The 21,848-nt window shown below is 62.1% G+C and carries 14 protein-coding genes and 5 pseudogenes; 8 read left to right on the plus strand and 11 right to left on the minus strand.

Annotated elements, in window-relative coordinates:
* Positions 1 to 37 precede the first annotated feature (37 nt).
* From scpA to HAP41_RS18250, 8 genes and pseudogenes are all read right to left on the minus strand, one after another.
* Positions 38 to 2,194: a methylmalonyl-CoA mutase gene (gene scpA / locus HAP41_RS18215; protein WP_166098629.1), complete on the minus strand. Its 2,157-nt coding sequence runs from the start codon at positions 2,192 to 2,194 to the stop codon at positions 38 to 40.
* Positions 2,195 to 2,218: 24 nt separating this feature from the next.
* The gene (locus HAP41_RS18220) at positions 2,219 to 2,683 is read right to left on the minus strand and encodes a GFA family protein (RefSeq protein WP_063984598.1); all 465 of its coding nucleotides are present in this window, start codon (positions 2,681 to 2,683) and stop codon (positions 2,219 to 2,221) included.
* A pseudogene (locus HAP41_RS18225) lies at positions 2,680 to 4,550 on the minus strand (methylmalonyl-CoA mutase family protein). The gene HAP41_RS18220 and the pseudogene HAP41_RS18225 overlap by 4 nt, the downstream one beginning before the upstream one ends.
* A gap of 81 nt (positions 4,551 to 4,631) precedes the next feature.
* Positions 4,632 to 5,123 (minus strand): 2-amino-4-hydroxy-6-hydroxymethyldihydropteridine diphosphokinase, encoded by a 492-nt coding sequence (folK, locus tag HAP41_RS18230; RefSeq protein ID WP_166098617.1) that lies wholly within the window; start codon positions 5,121 to 5,123, stop codon positions 4,632 to 4,634.
* Between the two features lies 1 nt (position 5,124).
* On the minus strand, positions 5,125 to 5,493 hold the full coding sequence (gene folB, locus HAP41_RS18235; RefSeq protein WP_166098614.1) for a dihydroneopterin aldolase: 369 nt from the start codon (positions 5,491 to 5,493) through the stop codon (positions 5,125 to 5,127).
* Positions 5,490 to 6,350, minus strand: coding sequence for a dihydropteroate synthase (gene folP, locus HAP41_RS18240; RefSeq protein WP_166098611.1), 861 nt, complete (start codon positions 6,348 to 6,350; stop codon positions 5,490 to 5,492). Before folP ends, folB begins: the two co-directional genes overlap by 4 nt.
* Before the next feature lie 229 nt (positions 6,351 to 6,579).
* Positions 6,580 to 6,987 carry a DUF4332 domain-containing protein gene (locus tag HAP41_RS18245; protein ID WP_071915663.1) on the minus strand — a complete coding sequence of 136 codons (408 nt, stop codon included), beginning with the start codon at positions 6,985 to 6,987 and terminating at the stop codon, positions 6,580 to 6,582.
* Positions 6,988 to 7,011: 24 nt separating this feature from the next.
* A complete protein-coding gene (locus HAP41_RS18250; protein WP_063984593.1) occupies positions 7,012 to 7,377 on the minus strand; it encodes a hypothetical protein in 366 nt (121 codons plus the stop codon).
* A gap of 348 nt (positions 7,378 to 7,725) precedes the next feature.
* Here HAP41_RS18250 and HAP41_RS18255 point away from each other — a divergent pair, with 348 nt between their 5' ends.
* On the plus strand, positions 7,726 to 9,348 hold the full coding sequence (locus tag HAP41_RS18255) for a helicase HerA-like domain-containing protein (RefSeq protein WP_166098607.1): 1,623 nt from the start codon (positions 7,726 to 7,728) through the stop codon (positions 9,346 to 9,348).
* 93 nt (positions 9,349 to 9,441) lie between these two features.
* Here HAP41_RS18255 and HAP41_RS18260 read toward each other — a convergent pair.
* A pseudogene (locus HAP41_RS18260) lies at positions 9,442 to 10,277 on the minus strand (IS5 family transposase).
* A 298-nt stretch (positions 10,278 to 10,575) separates the two neighbouring features.
* On the opposite strand from HAP41_RS18260, the gene HAP41_RS18265 reads away from it, so the two are divergent.
* Positions 10,576 to 11,919 carry an IS1380 family transposase gene (locus HAP41_RS18265; RefSeq protein WP_166091063.1) on the plus strand — a complete coding sequence of 448 codons (1,344 nt, stop codon included), beginning with the start codon at positions 10,576 to 10,578 and terminating at the stop codon, positions 11,917 to 11,919.
* Between the two features lie 1,418 nt (positions 11,920 to 13,337).
* Here HAP41_RS18265 and HAP41_RS18270 read toward each other — a convergent pair.
* On the minus strand, positions 13,338 to 13,502 hold the full coding sequence (locus tag HAP41_RS18270; protein ID WP_166098604.1) for a hypothetical protein: 165 nt from the start codon (positions 13,500 to 13,502) through the stop codon (positions 13,338 to 13,340).
* A gap of 59 nt (positions 13,503 to 13,561) precedes the next feature.
* Between HAP41_RS18270 and HAP41_RS18275 the strand changes: the two genes are divergently transcribed.
* The 3 genes from HAP41_RS18275 (at position 13,562) to HAP41_RS18285 (ending at position 17,251) form a co-directional block, all read left to right on the plus strand.
* The gene (locus HAP41_RS18275) at positions 13,562 to 13,768 is read left to right on the plus strand and encodes a hypothetical protein (RefSeq protein WP_166098600.1); all 207 of its coding nucleotides are present in this window, start codon (positions 13,562 to 13,564) and stop codon (positions 13,766 to 13,768) included.
* A gap of 210 nt (positions 13,769 to 13,978) precedes the next feature.
* Positions 13,979 to 15,064 (plus strand): HlyD family secretion protein, encoded by a 1,086-nt coding sequence (locus HAP41_RS18280; protein WP_166105935.1) that lies wholly within the window; start codon positions 13,979 to 13,981, stop codon positions 15,062 to 15,064.
* Positions 15,065 to 15,094: 30 nt separating this feature from the next.
* On the plus strand, positions 15,095 to 17,251 hold the full coding sequence (locus HAP41_RS18285) for a peptidase domain-containing ABC transporter (RefSeq protein WP_166098597.1): 2,157 nt from the start codon (positions 15,095 to 15,097) through the stop codon (positions 17,249 to 17,251).
* A gap of 674 nt (positions 17,252 to 17,925) precedes the next feature.
* Here HAP41_RS18285 and HAP41_RS18290 read toward each other — a convergent pair.
* Positions 17,926 to 18,449: pseudogene (locus tag HAP41_RS18290) on the minus strand (ATPase, T2SS/T4P/T4SS family); the annotation flags it as partial.
* Positions 18,450 to 18,485: 36 nt separating this feature from the next.
* Here HAP41_RS18290 and HAP41_RS18295 point away from each other — a divergent pair.
* The 3 genes and pseudogenes from HAP41_RS18295 (at position 18,486) to HAP41_RS18305 (ending at position 21,835) form a co-directional block, all read left to right on the plus strand.
* Positions 18,486 to 18,764, plus strand: coding sequence for a hypothetical protein (locus HAP41_RS18295; protein ID WP_224580805.1), 279 nt, complete (start codon positions 18,486 to 18,488; stop codon positions 18,762 to 18,764).
* Between the two features lie 203 nt (positions 18,765 to 18,967).
* A pseudogene (locus HAP41_RS18300) lies at positions 18,968 to 20,283 on the plus strand (IS701 family transposase).
* Between the two features lie 223 nt (positions 20,284 to 20,506).
* A pseudogene (locus tag HAP41_RS18305) lies at positions 20,507 to 21,835 on the plus strand (glycosyltransferase family 87 protein).
* The last annotated feature ends 13 nt before the right edge of the window (positions 21,836 to 21,848 follow it).

The following is a 21,848-nucleotide window of genomic DNA, read 5'->3' on the forward strand; positions in this document are numbered from 1 at the left end:
GGAGACAATCCGGCCGGTGATGCGGCCAGCGTACCATCTACTCCGCCGCCTCGCTATGCCCGAGCCGGGCATTCAGCTTGCGGATCAGCTCCTCGGCGGCTTCCGCGATCACCGTGCCCGGCGGGAAGATCGCTTCGGCGCCGGCCGCATAGAGCGCGTCGTAATCCTGCGGCGGCACCACGCCGCCGATGATGATCATGATGTCGTCGCGGCCCTGTTTCTTCAGCGCGGCCTTGAGTTCAGGCACTGCGGTGAGATGGGCGGCGGCGAGCGAGGAGACGCCGAGGATGTGCACGTCGTTCTCGACCGCCTGCCGCGCAGCTTCATCCGCCGTTGCAAACAGCGGCCCGATATCGACGTCGAAGCCGATGTCGGCGAAGGCCGAGGCAATCACCTTCTGGCCGCGGTCGTGGCCGTCCTGGCCGATCTTGGCGACCAGGATGCGCGGCCGGCGGCCTTCCGCCTCCTCGAAGGCGTCGATCAGCGCCTGAACCTTCTCGACCTGGTTACCCATGCTGGACGCCTCCCGCTTGTAGACGCCGGTGATGGACTTGATCTCGGCGCGGTGCCGGCCGAACACCTTTTCCATCGCGTCCGAGATTTCGCCGACGGTGGCTTTCGCCCGTGCCGCGTCGATCGCGAGCGCGAGCAGATTGCCGTTGCCTTCGCCGGCCGAGCGCGTCAGCGCGGCAAGCGCCGCGTCGACGTCGGTCTGGTTGCGCTCGGATTTGAGCCGCGTCAGCTTGTCTATCTGGAGGCGGCGGACATTGGTGTTGTCGACCTTGAGGATGTCGATGGGAGCCTCATCCGTCGGCTTGTACTTGTTGACGCCGATCACCGCCTGCTTGCCGGCATCGATCCGGGCTTGCGTCTTGGCCGAGGCCTCCTCGATGCGCAGTTTTGGCACGCCGGCCTCGATGGCCTTGGCCATGCCGCCAAGCTCCTCGACCTCCTGGATGTGGCCCCACGCCTTCGCCGCGAGATCGCGCGTCAGCCGCTCGACGTAATACGAGCCGCCCCAGGGATCGATGATGCGGGTGGTGCCGCTCTCTTGCTGCAGGAACAGCTGGGTGTTGCGGGCGATGCGCGCCGAGAAGTCGGTCGGCAGCGCCAGCGCCTCGTCGAGCGCGTTGGTGTGCAGCGACTGGGTGTGGCCTTGGGTGGCCGCCATCGCCTCCACCGTCGTGCGCATCACGTTGTTGAAGACGTCCTGCGCGGTCAGGGACCAGCCCGAGGTCTGGCAATGCGTGCGCAGCGACAGCGAGCGCGGGTCTTTCGGGTTGAACGGCTTCAGCAGCTTCGCCCAGAGCAGGCGCGCGGCGCGCATCTTGGCGACTTCCATGAAGAAGTTCATGCCGATCGCCCAGAAGAACGACAGGCGCGGCGCGAAGCGGTCGACATCCAGGCCCGCGGCAAGTCCTGCGCGCAGATATTCGACGCCGTCGGCGAGCGTGTAGGCGAGCTCGAGGTCCTGCGTCGCGCCGGCCTCCTGCATGTGATAGCCGGAGATCGAGATCGAATTGTATTTCGGCATCTTCGTGGAGGTATAGGCGAAGATGTCCGAGATGATCCGCATCGAGGGCGCGGGCGGATAGATATAGGTGTTGCGCACCATGAACTCTTTCAGAATGTCGTTCTGAATGGTGCCTGAGAGCTTTTCCGGCGGCACGCCCTGTTCGCCGGCGGCGGCCACATAGAGCGCGAGGATCGGCAGCACCGCGCCGTTCATGGTCATGGACACGCTCATCTGGTCGAGCGGAATGCCTGCGAACAGCGTGCGCATGTCGTAGATGGAATCGATTGCAACACCGGCCATGCCGACGTCGCCGCCGACGCGCGGATGATCAGAGTCATAACCGCGATGGGTGGCGAGATCGAAGGCGACCGAGAGGCCCTTCTGTCCGGCCGCGAGGTTGCGGCGGTAGAATGCGTTGGAATCCTCCGCCGTGGAGAAGCCGGCATATTGCCGGACGGTCCAGGGCTGGTTGACATACATGGTCGGGTAGGGGCCGCGGAGGTAGGGCGCGATGCCGGGATAGGTCTCGAGGAAATCGAGCCCGGCGAGATCGGCCTCGCCGTAAGCGGGCTTCACCAGAATGCCCTCGGGCGTTAGCCACGGCTCGGCGCTGCCTGACGGCGCGGCGGTCGCGGCTCGCTCGAAGGCGACATCGGCGAAATTGGGAATGCGGCTCATGGTTTCAACCATATCATTAGGCGCTCAATCATGATCCGGATGCTGATGGCTGACGATGGTCGCCATCTTCTCCGGCCCGTAATTCTGTTGCGTGGTCTGGCTCGGAAGGTTCGAGATTCCGACCACCCAGCCGAGGCGGGATTCAGTTCCGTATTGGCGCGTCGGCACCAGCTGGTCGGGCCGGTCGAAGGCGCCGGTCATGATCTCGATCCGGTCGCCGTCGATGCGGCCAAAGCTCAGCGGCGTGCCGCAGGCGGCGCAATAGCCGCGATCAGCGATCGAGGAGGAGCGGAAGAACGCCGGCTGCCCCTTGCTCCAGGCGAAGTCCGTCCGGTTGATGTCGGCGAAGGACGCGAACGGCGCGCCGCTCGCCTTCTGGCACATCCGGCAATGGCAGATCGAAACCCTGTTGGGGGTTGCCGAAATCGCGAAGCGCACCGCGCCGCATTGGCAGCCGCCGGTGAAAACTGGTTTGCCCGCTTCGCTCATGCCTGCTCCATCCGTCGGTAGGCGTCTTGCAGTGTCGCAAGCGCATCGCCTCCGGCGAAGACAAAACCCGTGACGCCGGCCGCACGGAGTGCCGCCTCGGCATCGGTCGGACGGCCTGCCAGATAGATATGTCGCGCGCCTGCCGTTTGCAGGGCCTTCGCCGCGGCTTCGGCGTGTTCCGGATAGACCTTGTCGCTGGAACAAAGACAGGCAAGCTCGGCACCGGAGGCCTTGAATGCGGCGGCCAATTTGGCCGGATCGGCAAAGCCATCGCTGTCGACGGCCTGGATGCCGCCGGCCTCGAACAAGCTCTTGGCAAAGGTCGCCCGCGCCGTGAAATCGGCGGGCGTGCCGAGATTGGCCAGAAACACCTTTGGCCGCGCACCGCGCGCCTGAAGCGCCGCATCGGATTTGTCGCGCAGCGCCTCGAACGGTTCCACAAGCCGGATCGGCGGCAGCGCATCGAACTTGTATTTCTGCTCGCCGTAAGGCGCGAGCGCGACCGGCGTTGCCGTCAGCACGGCCGTCTCGCGCTCATGCAGGTTGGGAAACTCGCTGGCGCCTGTCAGCACGTCGCGGCGCTTTGCGATGTTGGCGTCGCGCGCCTTTCGCGCGGCCGCGACCTTGCTCTGGAACAGGCCTTGCTGAAGCGCGGCGAAGGCGCCGCCGGCTTTCTCGCTCTCCTGGAACAGCGCCCAGGCGGCGTCGCAAAGCTGCGCGGTCAATGTCTCGATGCCGCCCGCGCCGGCGGCGGGATCGCTGACCTTGGCGAGGTTGCTTTCTTCCAGCAGCAGGGCTTGCGTATTGCGCGCCACGCGTCGCGCGAATGGATCAGGCAGCCCGAGCGCCAGCGTATGCGGCAGCACGGTGATTGCATTGGCACCGGCGAGCCCGGCCGCGAATGTCGCGATGGTCGCGCGCAGCATGTTCACGTAAGGGTCACGCTGGGTCAGCATGCGCCAAGCCGTATCGGCGGCAATGAACAGCGGCTTCGGCGTCAGCCCGCACGCCGTCTCGATGCGCGCCCACAGCAGCCGCAGCGCGCGGAATTTTGCCATGGTCAAAAACTGGTCGGCATCCGCAGAGAGCCGCGCATAGATCATGTCCTGCGCCTGCTCCAGCGGAACGCCGGCGCCCTCGATCGCGCGCAGATAGGCGACGCCGCAGGCGAGTACGAACGCGAGCTCCTGCACCTCGGAGCCGCCGGCATCGTGGATCACGCGCCCGTCGGCGGACGCGAACGGTCCCTTGAAGCCGAGCGCGGCGAGCCCCTTGATGGCGCCGGTGACGGCCGGAACGATCTCGTCCCATGTGTAGGGGCTGTGCCCCCACACCGCGCCGGCCGCAAGCGGATCGAGCCCGAAGCGGATGTTGCGGCGGCGGGATCGAGGCCGTTGCTCTTCACATATTCCGCGACATGGATCGCCGCCATCCGCGATTGCGGACCGATCTGGAGCTCGATGCCGATGCCGGCATCGAGATGAATATCCTTGAAGACCTTTGCGACCGCATCGGCCGAAGGTTCCAGCCCGAACCCGTGAGCGCCACTGCCGCCGGCGAACACCAGCGCGAGACCCGTCGCGCCATTTTCGAGATCGGTCAGCGCCTGTGCATTCGCGGCCACCGCATCGGGATGGTCGATCCGCTGCATGATCTGCCACGGCGCGGCGGCAGGCCGTCCCACCACGGGCGCAACGCCCCGGGCGCGCGGATAGAGCGGGTCGATCTTGAGGCCGTCATAAGTCTTGCCGACCAGCTTCTCGAACGGCGCGCCCTTCAACACGCCGTCGACCAGCTTGCGCCAGTCGTCGACCGTGGCCTTGGGAAAATCGGCCGCGAGCGGCAGGTCGTCAGTCACGGAGGTCATACGGCGAAGGGCTCCCAAAAATCTTGTTGTTCGCAGGCGAAATTGCCACGGCCGGCCGTCGCTGCAAACGGTTGTTTTTGGTTAACCGGTATCCGGAAGCCGCTCAATGCCTTGCGTCGAGACGCTGGCAAGCCCGTCACGCACACGTATGCCTGAGATCACGCGGTCGGGCGCGATTTCGGCCAGCGGCACCAGCACGAAGGCGCGCTCGAACAGGCGTGGATGCGGCAAGGTCAGGTCGGGCTTCTGCAAGCTGACATCGTCATAGGCGATCATGTCGAGATCGATCGTGCGCGGGCCCCATTGCCGCTCCTTGTTCCGCGTGCGGCCGAATTTCTGCTCGACCTTCTGCATCACGAACAGGAGGGCATGCGGATCGAGGCTGGTCTCGATCTCGACGCAGGCATTGATGAAGGGATCCTGGTCCTCGTCGCCCCAGGGCGGCGTCGCATAGTCCGAGGAGCGCGCGATCAGCGCGGCTTGCGCCATGCCGCAGATGTGCGAAATCGCCTTCCGGAACGTCGCGCGGACATCGCCGACATTGCCGCCGAGTGCGATCAGCACGCTTGCCATGTCAGGGATGCCGCGAGCGCGTCAGCATGATGCCGACGTCGTCGAAGATTGCGGCGATCGGCGCATGCGGCTTGTGCACGGTGATCTTCACGGCGCGGATGCGCGGGAAGTGCGACAGGATGGCATCGGCGACCGCGCCGGCCGCCCGCTCCAGCAGCTTGTAATTTGTATTCTTGAACGCCGCCGTCGTGGTTGCCACGACTTCGGCGTAGGACACGGTATCGGCGAGCTTGTCAGAGCGCGAGGGCTCCGACAGGTCGGTATAGAGCTCGAGGTCGATGACGAAGCGCTGGCCGACTTCGGTCTCGTGATCCATCACGCCGTGGCGGGCGTGGATCGACAGGCCGGTGACAAAGATCGTATCGGTCATTGCTTGCTCTCGATTGCATTCGCGACCCGCAGGGCCTGCAAGGTCTCGGCGACGTCATGCGTGCGGATGATCTTGGCGCCGCGCTGTGCGGCGATCAGATGCGCGGCGATCGAGCCGGCGAGCCGTTCTTTCGGCTCCGAGGGCGACGCCGAGGCGATGAAGCGCTTGCGCGAAGCGCCGACCAGGACCGGCAGGCCGAACATGTCGAATTCGCGCAGCCGCGCCAGCGCAATCATGCTCTGCTCGGCCGTCTTGCCGAAGCCGATGCCGGGATCGAGCACGATTTTTTCGCGCGCAATGCCGGCCTTGGCGGCGATATCGAGCGAGCGCAGGAAGAACGCCTTCATGTCTGCGACGATGTCGATGGCGGAATCGACGGTCTCGCGGTTGTGCATGACGATGACGGGGACGCCGCGCGCGGCGATGAGCTGTGCCATGCCGGTGTCGCGCTGCAGGCCCCAGACGTCGTTGGCGATCGCAGCGCCCTGGTCGAGCGCAAAGGCCACGACTTCAGCCTTCATGCTGTCGATCGACACGGGCACGCCCAGCGCCACCACGCCTGACAACACCGGCTTCAGCCGCGCCAGCTCGTCCGCCGCCGTCACCGGCCGGGCGCCTGTGTAGGGCCGGGTGGACTCGGCACCGATGTCGATGATGTCGACGCCGGCCTCGATCATCGCCCGCGCCCGCGCAAGCGCCAGCTCGGGCGCGATAAACTCGCCGCCGTCGGAGAAGGAATCCGGGGTGACGTTGAGCACGCCCATCACTGCCGGAATCGGCCGCTCCAGCAGCGTCCGCAGCACGTCGGGCCCGGCCGAGCCGGCCGGCGGGACGGATGGGGAGGGCGAGGCATTCATGCGGCCCGCTTTAGCGGTCGGGGAGGGGGGATTCAAGGTGGGAGGTGGCGAATGTCGATGTGTTCGCGGAGCATCGATCGCCTCCACTGTGATTGCCCGCGAAAGCGGGCAATCCAGTATTCCGAGGCCGTGCGGTGATACGGAGGAGCCGCAGCGTACTGGATACCCCGCCTTCGCGGGGTATGACACCGAGAGCTCACGCGGCAGGTCGTATGCCGAGGGAGATGCCCTAATACGTAATCTTCGGCGGCAGCTTCTTCGCCTTGGCGATGATGTCGCCGACCGATTTTTCCGAGGGCAGGATGCGGACGAGCTTCTTCTTCACGTTGGCTTCCCGCATGCTCTGGGCGAGCCGTGCCGGATTCCGATAAGCGAGCTCGCGCACGGTGGTGACGCCGGCGGCGCGGACGAGGCCGACCTTGGCCCGGCCCATCCCGGGAATGCGCATGTAGTCGGAGACGTTGGCCCATTCCAGCAACTGCTGCTCGCTGATGCCGGTCTTGGCGGCGAGCGCCTTGCGACCCTTCACGGTCGAGGCCGCCTCGAGCAGCGCGTCGGTCGTGCGGATTCCTTGCGCCTTCAATTTGTTGGCGGCAAAGGCTGGCAGGCCCTCAATCTCGGAGATCGGATATGTCATGATGCTCGATATGAAAAGCGTCGCTCAGGCGAACTGGCTGAGGCCCGGCGTCCCCGCGATGATCTTGCCCATCTGATCCGCTCCGATTTTGTCTCGGCCGTAGCGGAAAAGTTCACGGGCAACGTTCTGAATCTCGGACATGCCAAGTCCCAGGCCCATCAGGCGCGTGCCGACGGCCATCAGGCCGCCGCCCATCAGCCGCGACAGTCCGCCGCCGCTCCTGGACGCTTCTATCGCCGCTTCTGCACCGGGAATCTGATCGATCAGCGCTTCGACGTTCTCGGAAGGACCTTCGCTGCGGAGGAAGCCCAGGATAATGCCGACGGTCTTTTCAGCCACAGCACCATCTATGCTGGCGTTCGACGCCAGCCGCCCGATCAGCTCGTCCATAAGGCCCGCCCCTCAGCCGGTTTGCATGCCCGAGTATTGCTTCCGAAATGATCTTGATCCGGAGCGATGTGAAATACAAGCGATGAACGTACGCAAGGTTCCGATTCACTCTCGAAGGCGCGAAAAGTGTTGCAACGATGCAAGAGCGGAGATGGATTCAGCGAAAAATTGCCGCGGTGCGAACGCGTCATTCCTACTTTCGGCTGATGTCGGCGGTATGTTTCCGACAATGTCGCATGCTCGGGGCGCGTTGAACGGTTTTAATCCGCACGCGACATGCGTTAAACTACGGAGCAGGTGCATTCGAGTTTCAATAGGCGAAACACGGCAGAGAGATCAGAGAGAAGCATGACCGCACAGGACAGCAAGCTCGGCGACACCGACGACAAGATCTTCGTCGGCAAGGGAGACGAGCAGGCATGGCTGACGCTGGCGCTTGCCAATCGCCACGGCCTCGTCACGGGTGCAACCGGGACCGGTAAGACGGTATCGCTGCAAGTCATGGCGGAAGGATTTGCGCGCGCCGGCGTTCCGGTCTTCGCATCCGACATCAAGGGCGACCTCTCCGGCATCTCCGAGGTCGGCGAGGCCAAGGATTTCATTGTCAAGCGTGCCACCGAGATGGGGCTGACGTTCCAGCCCGACCAGTTCTCGACGGTGTTCTGGGACGTGTTCGGCGAACAGGGCCATCCGGTGCGGGCGACCGTCACGGAGATGGGGCCGCTTCTGCTCGCGCGCATGCTCGACCTGAACGACGTGCAGGAAGGCGTGCTCAACGTCGCCTTCCGCGTCGCGGACGACAACGGGCTGACCCTCATCGACATGAAGGATCTGCGCGCGCTGCTCGATGCCATCGTGCCGGATGCCGGCAAGAAGGGGGCGGACGCCGAGGAAAGCCCGCTTGCCGACATCAAGAAGGAGGCCCAGGGTTTTGGCAACGTCACCAAGGCCACCGTCGGCACCATCCAGCGCCAGCTGCTGGTGCTCGAGAACCAGGGCGGCACCAAATTCTTCGGCGAGCCGGCGCTGACGCTGAAAGACTTCATGAAGACCGACCGCGACGGCCGCGGCATGGTCAACATCCTTGTTGCCGACAAGCTGCTGCAGAGTCCACGGCTTTACGCGACATTCCTGCTGTGGATGCTGTCAGAATTGTTCGAGGAGTTGCCCGAGGCCGGCGACCTGCCGAAGCCGAAGCTGGTGTTCTTCTTCGACGAGGCACATCTGTTGTTCAACGACGCGCCGAAGGCGTTGATGGACAAGATCGAGCAGGTGGTGCGTTTGATCCGGTCCAAGGGCGTCGGCGTCTATTTCGTGACGCAAAACCCCGTCGACGTGCCCGACCGCGTGCTCGGGCAATTGGGCAACCGTGTGCAGCATGCGCTGCGTGCCTTCACCCCGCGCGACCAGAAGGCGGTCGCCGCTGCGGCCCAGACCTTCCGGCCCAACCCGAAGCTCGACACCGCCAAGGTGATCATGGAGCTCGGCAAGGGCGAGGCGCTGGTGTCTTTCCTCGAAGGCAACGGCACGCCGACGATGGTCGAGCGTGTCATGATTCGGCCGCCATCGGCCCGCATCGGATCGATCACGCCGGAAGAGCGCAAGGCGATCATGGATGCGAGCCCGGTGAAGGGCAAATACGACACCGCTGTCGATGCCGAATCCGCCTACGAGATGATCCAGAAGCGGATTGCCGGCACGGCCGCGACTGCCGATGCCGGTGCGGCCGACGGAGGTGGCGGCATCCTCGGCCAGATCGGCTCGATGGTCGGCACCATCTTCGGCACCAACGTCAAGCGCGGCCGCCTGTCCGCGGGCCAGGTCATTGCGCGCGACGTGACGCGATCGGTCACCAACCAGGTGATCGGGGGGATGGCGGCCAATCTCGGCAAATCGGTCGCCGGCCAGCTCGGTGGCTCGATCGGCCGCACCCTGGTGCGAGGCGCGCTCGGCGGGTTGCTGCGAAGGTAGGCAGAGAAGCCGGATTTGAGGCACTAAAGCCTCCACTGCGTCATGGCCGGGCCTTGTCCCGGCCATCCACGCCTTAGAGTCTGTCCGGAAAGATTATCTTGGATTGCATAGCTTTCGCAGCATGAGTCGGATGGAGGCCAGCTTGAGAAAGGCGAGCGCCCTGTGATTGAAGCATTCCCAATCTTTGGACAGTCTTCGGCATCGCCCGAGCCAGGCAAAGGTACGCTCGACGATCCAGCGTTTGGGCAAGACGACGAAACGGTGAGCCTGATCGGAGCGTTTGACGATTTCGAGGTTCACGCGCTTCAGAGCGCTACGCAGCCCCTTCTGGAAATGTGGCCCTTGATATCCGCCGTCGGCGTAGAGCTTCAGAAGAAAGGGATAGAGGCCGAACAACGTTGCCATCAGGAGCACGCCGCCGTCGCGATCCTGGATGTCCGCCGCATGCACGATGGCGTGCATCAAGAGGCCTTGCGTGTCGACGAGAATGTGCCGCTTCTTGCCCTTGATCTTCTTGCCCGCGTCGTAGCCATGGAGATCATGAGGCCCCCTTTTTCAGCGCTTTTCACGCTCTGGCTATCGATGATGGCGGCGGTGGGAGAAGCCTCGCGCTCGGCCCTTTCGCGACATTCGACATAGAGGGCGTGATGAATTTTATCGAGCGTGCCGTTCCAGCTCCACAGATCGAAGTAGCCATACAGCGTCGAGCGCGGCGGCAGGTCCTTGGGGATCGCGCGCCACTGGCAACCTGTGCTCAGGATGTACATCAGCCCGTTGGCAATCTCGCGCAGGTCCACCGTACGCTTGTTGCCGCCGCGCTTGGCCGGCGGGATGCGAGGCGCGATCAGCGCCCACTCCTCGTCGGTCAAGTCGCTCGGATAGCGCAGGCGGCTGCGGTCGTAGCGTGCACGGTTCTCGGTAGTCCACATTGGCGGCGCGTCCCCATCGAATCAGGCCGCTCACCTTGAATCACAACCGATTCATTCGACTCAACATGTTTTGGAACAGACACTTACTGTCGGGCCTGGGACAGCGACGTCTTGGACCAGACACGGCCCAACACAAAGCACGCACCGTCAATGGCGAGGATCGCCGAGAAGACTAACCCGTCTTATTCGTCAGAGGGCGCCTGAGAGGCTGGCGAGCGTGGTGTAAAGCGCTGATGAAGCGTAGGATTCGGTTGCGAAGCCAACCCCATCACCTTCCACCGCGAGCGCCACGCCCGCCATGACCGATGATACGAGTCTACCCTTCTCGTTTCCAGCCGTTCACGCCAAGAAAGTCACAGCTGCCTTCGATGGCGGTCGGCTGACCTCGAACGGGGGCGTGATGCTTCTTGCGATGGCCGAGCGACGTCTCGGTTTGGCCAACAATTTGGCCCGGGTGTTCCCGGATCGGCGCGATCCGACGCGGGTCGTGCACAGCCTTGTCGATATGTTTCGCGCTCGCATGTTCGCGATCTGCTGCGGCTACGAGGACGCCGATGACCTCGATCATCTGCGGTCCGATCCCGCATTCAAGCTGGCCTGTGGACGGCTACCAGACAGCGGTCGCGATCTGTGTTCCCAACCGACGCTGTCGCGGCTGGAGAATGCTCCCCGCCTGCGCGACGTGATCCGCCTGACCTACACCCTGGTCGATGCATGGATGGATAGCTATCCGTGCGAGCCTGCATCCGTCACGCTCGACATTGACGACACCTGCGATGTCGTCCACGGCCATCAGCAACTCTCGCTGTTCAACGCTCATTATGACGAACGCTGCTTCCTGCCGATCCACGTCTACGACACGGAGAAGAGCCGGCCCGTGGCGGTCGTGCTGCGGCCCGGCAAGACGCCTGGCGGGGTCGAGGTGCGTGCCCATCTGCGCCGCCTGGTGCGGCACATCCGCACGCGATGGCACAAGACGCGAATTACGTTCCGTGGCGACGGGCACTATGCTCGGCCGGAGGCGATGACGTGGTGCGAGAACAACGGCATCGACTACATCTTCGGTCTGTCCGGTACCAGGCCGCTCGCCAGAAAAGTCGACGAGGTCGCCGACGATATCCGCACCCGACGCGCCATCGAGAACCTAGCTGTTCTGCGCGGCTATACCGAGACGCGCCACAAGGCAAAGTCCTGGGATCGCGAACGGCGCACCGTCGCCCGTATTGAGGCGACGATGCTCGGCCTCGACATCCGCTTCGTCGTCACCAGCCTCGATGTCGGCTCGGCCGAGTGGATCTACGACAGCCTGTATTGCGCGCGCGGCCAAGCCGAGAATCTGATCAAGCTGCATAAGACGCAGCTCGCCTCCGATCGCACCAGTTGCCGTTCGGCGCTCGCCAATCAAGTCCGCCTCGTTCTCCATACCGCCGCTTATTGGCTGATGCTGACCGTGCGCGACGCCATTCCCAAAGTCCGGGAATTGGCCACTGCCGAGTTCGCGACGCTGCGTCTTCGGCTCTTGAAAATCGCCGCCCGGGTTGTCGAGACCAAGAGCCGCATTCGCCTTGCGTTCGCCGCGGCATGTCCCGAAGCCGACCTGATCCGCAGCTTGCCCGGCGCGCTGCTGCCGCTCGGTCCTTGACCGGTGGGGCGTCCGCCCGCGTTCACCCAACCCATCCCTCAAGCGCGTTGCAAAGTACCGGTCGTCAGGCGGTGAAAAGCCGAAGGCAATCCTGTGCGCCTCGTCAGCGGAGGTGTGCGGATGCACCAGTCGGACCAAAATACCGCGCTCTCACGAATAGGGCGGGCTAATTGCTTGAGGATCACCCTTGCTGGTCAGAATGCCTCACAAGGATTTTCGTCATCGAGTGAGAACATCAAGAGATAGGCACCACGCTCGGTGCTGCCAATCCTACAAGGACGCGGAGAAAGCATGCTTTCCAGGTTCACGGGGCCGGATGCCGAAGGACCGCCAGTGTTCAAGCAGACGAGCGGCGCAGCGAAGTTCTGCTGGTGGAGATGGACGCATGCGGTAGCGCCCACTAGGCCGTGATCCGCGGTGACGGTGACCCATGTTCGCCGCTGAGGTGACGGGCCCGCCCACGGCAAGCGGGTTGTGCCAGATGGTCCGGCGCCGACCCTCAAGCATGGGGGCTCATTACGGGTGAGTTGGCACGGTCCTTGACTGTTGGTCCTTGCTGGCCGACAGCTGACGACCAGCACCACCGACTTGTCACTTCGATGGAGACAATAATGACTGACATGTCCGCGTACGGTGTAAGCAGCTTAGCTCCTCAAGAAGCAGCCGCAACGTCGGGAGGTTCGTTCTCTCGCGAACAGGCTGAGAAACTGCTTTTGCGTGGCCAGCATCCCCCCTTGGTGGAAGCCACTTTCGCCCGGGATTCGATTCTAAAACCAAAACGGTGAAGTGGACGAGCAGAGCGGAACACTTAGTTGGAAAGTGACGACTTCAGACGCCGGCACAGTGTTTGCTAAATTGCCGTAGGCATGATCAGCGCGTCGGCGTTGTCTATCATGTCCACGGCCCTGGCCGCCGGCATCCGTTCGCGTGCGCGAACCGTGCGCTTGGTCAAGGGCGGTCGTTGCTGGGTGATCCAACTCGCGACCCGCCCTTGGCGGCATTGTCCTTCAGCCTACGAAGTGTTGACGAGGCGCGACATAGTATCAGCCAAGCACTCGAGTTTTACAACGGCCGACGCCCTCATTCGAATGGTAGACGGGGTATGATGACGACCAAGACGAGACGCAGATCGACCCTACACTGAACGCAAAGATCGCGCTGGAGACGGCGCGGGAGGCAATGACGACCGAAGTGGCCCTGCGCCCGGAAGTAGCAACTGCTGAACCGGGGCCGTGCTTTTCACGCGGGCTTCGGCGAGAGATCGAGAGCGTCAACTCAACAACACTGTTGATTTAGATCGACTGCCTACCAAGTTCCGGCGGCGCATCGAGGACACATCTAGCTAGTACGGCGTTCAAAGCCGACGGTCACGCTATCTCGGATGCAGGATATCTCATGTCTCGTACTCCTCCATCATCCTAGAAGCTATTTAGGAACCGGTTCTCCAGGGTGAAGTCGGCCACGAACTCCTTCAGCGGCGAACAACCTACATTGTCGCGCGTCAGACATGGCGATGCTCCTTCGAGCAGCATGGAAAAGATTTCCGCTTTCTCAGAGCAGTTGGCACGATTCTTGATGTCCATCTGCTTGCGAGTCGGCGGCGCTGACGCGCATCGTTTATCGACAACAGAAAGGAGCAATCATGGAAAAACGAGCAACGATGAAAATCGACCTGCTAGCCTACGGCGTAACCGAATTATCCCCAGAAGAAGCAGCGGCAACTTTGGGAGGCTCGTTCTGGAAGATCTTCGATAGGGTCGTTCAAACAGTGGTTAACGTTGCGACACTGGCGCTCGGTGCAATAATTGGAGTTGGAATCATTCGCGGGCGCGGTGGTCGCCATCCTTAATGAGATGGCCAAAGCCTTATAACCGCAATCAGAGCGCGGCGCTGGTCGGTGCACCACTTAAGCAGCGACCAGCCCCACTCGATCAGAGTTTCAATGGAGGCAGCCAATCGTCGATAGGAATATACGTCTGCAATGACCAATATCCTGCTCCCTCCTGAAATGATCAACTTCACTGCAGAGAGCATCCTGTCGCGAGAAACAGGACGATCTTTGGCGATCTATAAGATCATCGTGTCTTCGGTCGCTGCGGCGTTGCTGTCGCTGCCAGTCATAACCGTCACGCTGTCAGTTCAAAGTGCTGGTGCGATTCGTCCTACCGTCGAGAAGACTCCTGTGATCGCGCCCACCTCCGGGCGCATCTCACGTGTACTCGCAGTTGAGAACGATATTGTTGCAGAAGGCGGAGAAATCCTCGCCCTTGACGATAAGGGCATTCAAGAGAAGATCAGTGTGCTCTCTGGCGAAATTCGTGCGAAGAACGATCGCACCACTGATCTTCAGACCATGATCTCTTTCGGTGCGCAGGCGGACGCGCCCATCCCCCTGCGGACCGAGTCCGCCAGGGCCGAGTGGCTGCATTTTCTCAACTTGTTGCGGGAGAACCGATATGCCCGCAGGAATGCCGCCGCAGAACTCGAGCGTGCTCAGCGTCTCGTCTCGGTTGCTGCCGCGCCCGCGAAGTCAATTGAGGAAAAGGCTTTCGCTCTCCAGAGCCTTGAGGCGAGAGGCGAGATCCTCGCCCGGAGCAAATCCGCCGAATGGAACCAGCAGCTCTTCGACACTAATCTGCGCCTGAGAGAACTAACAGCCAACTTGCATCAGCTTGAGAACGAACGTGATCTGACTATCATCCGTGCCCCCGTGTCAGGGGCTATCGAGCAATTCGCCGGCCTTATGCCCGGAAGCTACGTCCAGGCGGGGCAAACTGTCGGCTGGATCTCGCCCGACCGCGAACTGGTGGCAGAAATCTACGTTTCGTCCAAAGACATCGGTTTCGTAAGGCCGGGCCAGCCGGTGCGGCTCCAGGTCGATGCTTTCAACTACAATCAATGGGGTATGATCGACGCGACAGTGCTAGACGTGGCGCAGGACTTCACCCTGCGTGACAAGAACCCTGTGTTCAAGGTCCGCTGCGCGCTCTCCCGAAATTATCTTGAGCTCACAAACGGGATAATCGGTCATTTGAAGAAGGGCATGACCGTGCGCGGCCGCTTTCTCGTGGCGAAGCGCACACTCCTGCAACTACTCTACAACGAGATCGATGATTGGCTTAACCCGCTCCTGTCACCTCGTTAGTTAAATTTTCTAAGGGGCCAGTGGGCCGCCATGTCGAGTCGAATCCCCAAGTTCAAGCAGCGCGACATCACGGATTGCGGGGTTGCTAGTCTTGCTTCCGTGGGCGCCTTCTATGGCTGCAAGTTGCCACTGTCGCTGATCCGTCAGTTTGCCTCGGCCGACCGCTCCGGGACCAGCGTGTCGGGTCTCCTCCAAGCGGCTCAAAAGCTCGGTTTCATTGCGAAGGGCGTCAAAGGTGGCTTCGACAGCTTGCACAAGATTCCCAAGCCCGCCATCGCGCATGTGGTGGTAAAGGAGGTCCTGCACCACTTCGTAGTCGTTCAAGCGATCGACCGGAGGTGGGTCACCATCATGGACCCAGCGTATGGAGAGATCCGCAAGCTGTCTCACGAGGAATTCAAGACGCAATGGACTGGTGTCCTGTTGCTCATGGTCCCGGCAGACAACTTCAAGCGCCGCGACGAGACCACCTCCCCCCTTCTCCGCTTTGCCCGACTGGTTGCGCCCCACCAAGCCGCACTAACGCAGGCCCTCGTCGGCGCACTGATAACGACCCTCCTCGGCCTCTCGACGACCATCTACATCCAAAAGATTGTCGATCATGTTATCACAGCAGGAAACCGCAATTTGCTCAATCTCATGAGCGTCGTGATGCTGCTGATCCTTGTGCCGCAGACCCTGATCAATTTCCTGCGAAACCGGCTCGTCCTGCAAACGGGGCAAAAGATCGATCTCCACTTGATCCTAGGCTACTACAATCACGTCCTAAGCCTGCCCCAGAAGTTTTTTGATGGCATGCGTACAGGAGAAATCATCTCCCGCATGAACGACGCGGTCAAGATCCGAAGCTTTCTGAACGACGTCTCGATCACCTTATTTGTTGATGTGCTGGTGATCCTGTTCTCCTTTGGGCTGATGTTCGTCTACTCATGGAAAATCGCTTTGGTAGTGGCGGGCTCCGTCCCAGTATACCTCTTAGTTTATTGGACCATGAACCGGCTGAATAGCAAGCGCGAGCGCGCAATTATGGAGAATGCGGCAGATCTGGAGGCGCAGGTGGTAGAATCACTCGGAGCCATCTCCACGATCAAAGCTTTCGGAATAGAGAGCTATGCCGGCCTGAAGTTTGAGACTCGCTTTGTTAAGACCCTGCACTCCATCTACAGGTCCGGCCTCATCTCAATCGTCGGAGACAATGCATCGATCTTCCTCTCGACCCTTTTTACCATCGTGCTGATGTGGTTCGGTGCAACGCTCGCCCTCGATCAGACCATTACACCCGGCGAGTTACTGTCCTGCTATGCGCTGCTCGGCCATATCACCGGCCCGGTTACAAGCCTAATTCACGCCAACAGGATTGTTCAGGATGCCATTATCGCGGCGGATCGCCTGTTCGAGATATTCGACCTTGATCCAGCAGGCAGCGGCGGCATTAATGCCACCACGTCGGACGTTGGCGATATTCATCTGGAGAACGTCACGTTCCGCCATGGCGCCCAGCCGGAGCTTTTCAAGGATTTCAGCGTCAGCTTCCGGCGAGGGGAGATCACGGCTGTGGTCGGAGAAAGCGGCTCGGGCAAGAGTTCGCTTGCTGCCTTGCTGCAAAATGTGTACCCGCTTGAGGGTGGACGCATCCGCATCGGCTCCTATAACCTCCAAGACCTCTCGGCTGAATCCCTGCGCAAGATTGTTGCCGCGGTACCGCAATCCGTGGACGTGTTCTCGGCCTCAGTCATCGAGAACATCGCGCTTGGCGAGTTCGAACCGAACACCGGGAAGATAGTGCACATCTGCGAACAAATCGGTCTGCGTGACGTGATCGAGCGCTGGCCAGGTGGCTACCAGGCCTATCTGGGCGAGAACGGCGTACGCCCTTCGGGCGGAGAGAAGCAGCGCCTAGCGTTGGCTCGAGCTTTGTACCGCGATCCAGAGGTCTTAATCCTCGACGAGGCGACCGCCTCTCTCGACTCCGTCGCCGAGGCATTTGTCATACGGGCGATTGAGGAACTGCGTCTGGCCGGCAAGATCATCGTGGTTATCTCTCATCGACTCAACACGATTTGCGGAGCCGATAAGATCGTCGTGTTGGATAAGGGACGTGTTGTTGCGGAGGGAAGGCATGCTGATCTGCTGACGGCTGAAGGCGCTTACGCTCGCTTGTGGCGGGCGCAGACCGGATTCAGTTAAGCGCTCGTGGATTACCCTGGCGGCAGCAACGTCAGCAGCTAATCCTTGAACACGGGATCTCACGGATCGACTCCGCGCCGCCCTGCCATCGAATGAATTTTTGAGCTCGGCGACCGGCAGGTTGGTCTCCAGGTCGAAATCGCGCCCAGTATTGCCGGCGCCGAGCGATATTCGACCCAGTCGCCCGGTTCGAGGATGTGCGGAAGGCAAAGCAGGATGCCGAGCCATGGATGGTCCATTGATCTACCCGGCCAGGCGCTTCATCTCGGCCGCGGCCAAGGCTTCCTCCCACGCCTTCGAAAAAGCTTTCGCAATCCTTCGCCTCCACCCCGCGCATCGCGCTCTCGATTCGCGCAAGCGTCTGCGTTAGCGTCGGGGCCTGTGAACCGTAAGAGCAGGTCGCGAATATCCTCAGGATGCGTCATGCGCCCGCCTGAGGGGCGAAACGAAGGCGATCAATCCGATTGTAGTTGATCACCGCCGGGTCGGCGCCGATCACCGGAAGTCGGCTGACTACGTAATGCACGACCTTGTCCATTCCCAGCTCCTGTTTCAGCGGATGTTGTAGGTCGCGCCGATCAACCGTTGCGAAGTTTCGGCAGCCGAAAATATCTTCCTTCGATCTAGCGGCTCCATGGCGGGCATTCTGAACTGGTCGCCCCGCAGCTCGGCTATCACGTGGATTGATGCCCGCTCCGGTTCGAGAAAATAGTCAGTGAGGCGCGGCCGCGCAGCACCGCGACGAGATCGATGGTCTCGGCGATCAGCGCTTTGAGAACGGTGAGGAGGGCTTCCTGGATGAGCTGCTCGAGGCGGCGAAGCACGCCCAGCGCCGTGCCGGCGTGAATCATTCCGGTCCCGCCGGGATGCCCCGTGCCCCAGGCTTTGAGCAGCTCCAAGGCTTCGCTGCTGCGGACTTCGCCAATTTGAATTCGGTTGAGGCGCAGGGACGAGCGGACCAGATCAGACAGGGACGCGACGCAACGCCGTCCTTGGTGCGCAGCGCGACCGGGTTCCGCGCGCGGCATTGCAGCTCACACGTATCCTCGATTAGGACCACGCGATCGGCGGTGCCGGCGATCTCGGCCAGCAATGCGTTCGTCAGGGTGGTCTTGCCGGTCGAGGCGCCGCCGGCCACCAGGATGTTCCTGCGGGCGGCCACGGCTTCGCGGAGCACGCCTGCTTGTCCCGCCGTCAAGCAGCGGGAAAAAACCTGCCTCGACTGGATGCGGCCATGGACCTTCTCGCGCCAGCTCTGGTGGGGTCATCGCGTCCCGGCAGGAATCCAGAGCGGGGCATTCAAGCCTCGTCAAGCAACTTGATGATCAAGGTCGCACCGACGATCAGCAACCTCCGAAGTCGTCGATTCCCGCGCTTTGATATCGCCCCAAGCCGCTGCGTTTGGATATCCGCGCTCAATGGCCTGCCGAGTGGCCCTGACGACATCGGCGCAATTGCCGTAGCGGATCAGACTGGCATAGACCTCGACTTCGCTGGTGAATGCACCGCCTAGTACGACTGAGTCACAAAACCGCAGGCTTTATCCGGCCGGAATCAGCGATGGTTGAAGCATGGACCATCAGCCGAGGAGGCTACATGAGCGGGCGTGGCACCAAGACCAGTGAGATGCGATTTGCGACGTATTTGGAAGGGCTTGCCAGCGTCATCGGTCATGCTGATCGGAAGGCACCGCTGCGCGACTATTGCGTCGGCCTCATGGCCTGTGGCGGTCGTAAGAGCGTGGAGCCAATGGCGGCGATGACGGCTCCGGAACGGACGGCCGCCCAACATCAATCGCTGCTGCATTTCGTCGGCAGCGGCGCCTGGTCGGATGAGAAGGTGCTGGGCAAGGTACGAGAGATGGTCCTGCCGGCGATCGAACGCCAGGGCCCGATCGAAGCTTGGATCATCGATGACACCGGATTTCCCAAGCAGGGGCGACATTCGGTTGGAGTTGCACGGCAATATTGCGGGCAGCTCGGCAAGCAGGATAATTGCCAGGTGGCGGTGTCATTATCGATTGCCAATCACCACGCCAGCCTGCCTGTTGCCTACCGCCTTTATCTTCCGAAGGAATGGACTGAGGATTGCGATCGGCGGCGCAAGGTGGGCATTCCTGCCGAAGTCGGCTTCCGGACCAAGCCGGAGATCGCGCTGGAGCAGTTGCGGTGGGCCTGTGCGACCGGCCTTCCGCGTGGTGTCGTGCTGATGGACGCGGGCTATGCAACAACAGCGATCTGCGCACGGAGATCACGGCGCTGGGATTGACCTATGTGGCGGGTCTTCTGTCGAGCACAACGGTATGGGCGCCCGGCACCGGTCCCTTGCCGCCGAAGCCATGGTCGGGCCGCGGCCGTCCCCCGAAACTGATGCGCCGCAACCGTCAGCGTCGGCCGGCCGCCGTTAAAGCGCTCGCGATCGGCCTGCCGGCCAAAGCTTGGCGCACCATCACGTGGCGGCAAGGAACGAACGAAAAGCTGAGCTCGCGCTTTGCCCGCGTGCGGGTCCGTGCCGCGCACCGTGATTATTGGCAAACCACCCAGCGGTTGGAGGAATGGTTGCTGATCGAATGGCCGAAAGGCGAGGACCAGCCTACCAAATACTGGCTCTCGACATTGCCGGAGGATGTGGCATTCCGGACTCTCGTAGAGACGGCTAAATTGCGCTGGCGCATCGAACGCGACTATCAGGAACTCAAGCAGGAGGTCGGGCTTGGCCACTTCGAGGGACGCGGCTGGCGCGGCTTTCATCATCACGCAACGATGTGCATTGCAGCCTTCGGATTCCTGATCTCCGAGCGGGAGGCGTTTCCCCCCTCAGGCGCTCGGCGCGCCCGGCCGATCCCGCTCGCTCGCGTTTCCGCGGATTACAGACCCCGCGGTTCTGCCGCTACGGACCCAACGTCACATTCCAAATTCGATCACGACGATGCGACGGCGACTCGAACAAGGGCTGGTCCGAACGTTGTCGAGATGTCCTTGTTGTGCAATCAAGTTCGCCCATTTCACAGACCACCGTTTGTGACGCAGTAAGATTAGTTGCAGCTCGAAGAACGTGGATGCCCGGGCCTTCGCCTCGCCGAAGCGGCTTCGGCCGCGCAGGCGGGACAAGCCCGGGCATGACGAAATCTCGCGAGTATTTGGATGCGATTGCCCCGCACGCCGGGCGAGGCCGAACACCATAAATTCAGGTGAGGGGGGTTCTCCAAGCGTCCGTCGGTCTGCTACGTGCTATTTGTTGCCGACGGGACATAATGTGACATCACCGAATCTAACAGACAAACTTGGCCCGCACAGAGCCTTGTCGCTACGTGCGCCGCTCGATCTGCTCTTCCTGATCTGCTGCGTCCTCCTGACCGCCGACGTGCTCGTTCCCGAGATATTCGGCCACGGCAAGACCAAGGATTATGGGCTGTGGTACTGGGCCGGACAGCAGGTGCTGCACGGTGGATCGCTCTATCCCGACGAGATCGGCGAGTATTTCGAATTCATCTATCCACCGCTGCCGGCGATCCTGCTGGCGATCCCGAGCTGGTTCGGCAAGATCCCGCTCTATGTCGTGCTGTCGATCCTGAACGTGGCGGCATGGTGGTACACGGGCAACTTCTCCAATGCCATGACGGGATCGGGCCGCAGGCCCGGCCCGTGGCTCGAAGCGCTGCCGGCCATCGTCACCGTGACCTTCGTGTTCGACATGTTCGACCTCGGCCAGCCGAACCTCGTGCTGCTGGCGATGATGCTCTGGGGCTTCTGGTTGTTGCAGCGTCAACGGTCCTGGCTCGCGGGCTTCCTGTTCGCGCTCGCCACCGCCATCAAGGTGTTTCCGATCGCGGTGCTGCCCTATCTGATCTGGCGCAGGAAGTGGGCGGCCACCGTCGCGACGGTCGCTTTCACCGGCATCCTTCTCTATGTCGTGCCTGCACCGATCCGCGGCTTCGAGCGCAACGCGGCCGAGCTCAAGACCTGGTATCAGGGCATGGTCGGCACGAGCTCGGAAAAGGGCTTTGGCCAGCGCGATGAGCAGAACTGGTCGTGGGTCAACCAGTCCCTCATTGCCGTCACGCACCGTCTGGTCCGGCCGATCAACTACAATCAGGAAGATCCCAGCAAGCCACCGCGCACGATGAATGTCATCGACGTCGACTACAAGACGGCGAACTTGATCGTGATGGCGTTGTCGGCGTTGCTCGGGCTCGGCTTCCTCGCGGTGATGCCGCCGCAAGCGCGGCGAACGGCGCGCTCGGATGCCGAGGAGCTCGGCATCCTGTTCTGCCTGATGACGGTGGCATCGCCGCTGGCACGGCAATACTACTTCATGTGGCTGTTCTTCCCGATGACGGTGCTGATGCATCGCGCCGCCTTCGACGCGCGACCGAACGTGCGGCTGGGAACCTGGCTCGCGCTGGGCGCCGCCGGCATCCTCATGCTGCTGTCGCTGCCGTGGTTTCCCAATGTCATCCAGGCCTAGGGCAATAACCTTGTCGCGACCGCCATTCTTGCGGGTAGCCTCGCATGGCACATCCGGCATCCGCCGGTTGCGGCTGGCTCCGAGGCGGCGGCAGCGCTAAAACCCGGTACCTCTTGAGACTCAAAAGTCA

Source organism: Bradyrhizobium barranii subsp. apii (genome assembly GCF_011516635.5).
Classification (GTDB): Bacteria; Pseudomonadota; Alphaproteobacteria; order Rhizobiales; family Xanthobacteraceae; genus Bradyrhizobium; species Bradyrhizobium barranii.

Excerpts from the sequence above, each read along its gene's own strand:
- HAP41_RS18245 (WP_071915663.1), bottom strand. The coding sequence starts at position 6,987 with ATGACATATCCGATCTCCGAGATTGAGGGCCTGCCAGCCTTTGCCGCC.
- HAP41_RS18255 (WP_166098607.1), top strand. The coding sequence starts at position 7,726 with ATGACCGCACAGGACAGCAAGCTCGGCGACACCGACGACAAGATCTTC.
- folK (WP_166098617.1), bottom strand. The coding sequence starts at position 5,123 with ATGGCAAGCGTGCTGATCGCACTCGGCGGCAATGTCGGCGATGTCCGC.
- HAP41_RS18270 (WP_166098604.1), bottom strand. The coding sequence starts at position 13,502 with ATGGACATCAAGAATCGTGCCAACTGCTCTGAGAAAGCGGAAATCTTT.
- scpA (WP_166098629.1), bottom strand. The coding sequence starts at position 2,194 with ATGAGCCGCATTCCCAATTTCGCCGATGTCGCCTTCGAGCGAGCCGCG.
- folP (WP_166098611.1), bottom strand. The coding sequence starts at position 6,350 with ATGAATGCCTCGCCCTCCCCATCCGTCCCGCCGGCCGGCTCGGCCGGG.
- HAP41_RS18295 (WP_224580805.1), top strand. The coding sequence starts at position 18,486 with ATGGACCTTCTCGCGCCAGCTCTGGTGGGGTCATCGCGTCCCGGCAGG.
- folB (WP_166098614.1), bottom strand. The coding sequence starts at position 5,493 with ATGACCGATACGATCTTTGTCACCGGCCTGTCGATCCACGCCCGCCAC.
- HAP41_RS18265 (WP_166091063.1), top strand. The coding sequence starts at position 10,576 with ATGACCGATGATACGAGTCTACCCTTCTCGTTTCCAGCCGTTCACGCC.
- HAP41_RS18285 (WP_166098597.1), top strand. The coding sequence starts at position 15,095 with ATGTCGAGTCGAATCCCCAAGTTCAAGCAGCGCGACATCACGGATTGC.
- HAP41_RS18275 (WP_166098600.1), top strand. The coding sequence starts at position 13,562 with ATGGAAAAACGAGCAACGATGAAAATCGACCTGCTAGCCTACGGCGTA.
- HAP41_RS18250 (WP_063984593.1), bottom strand. The coding sequence starts at position 7,377 with ATGGACGAGCTGATCGGGCGGCTGGCGTCGAACGCCAGCATAGATGGT.
- HAP41_RS18220 (WP_063984598.1), bottom strand. The coding sequence starts at position 2,683 with ATGAGCGAAGCGGGCAAACCAGTTTTCACCGGCGGCTGCCAATGCGGC.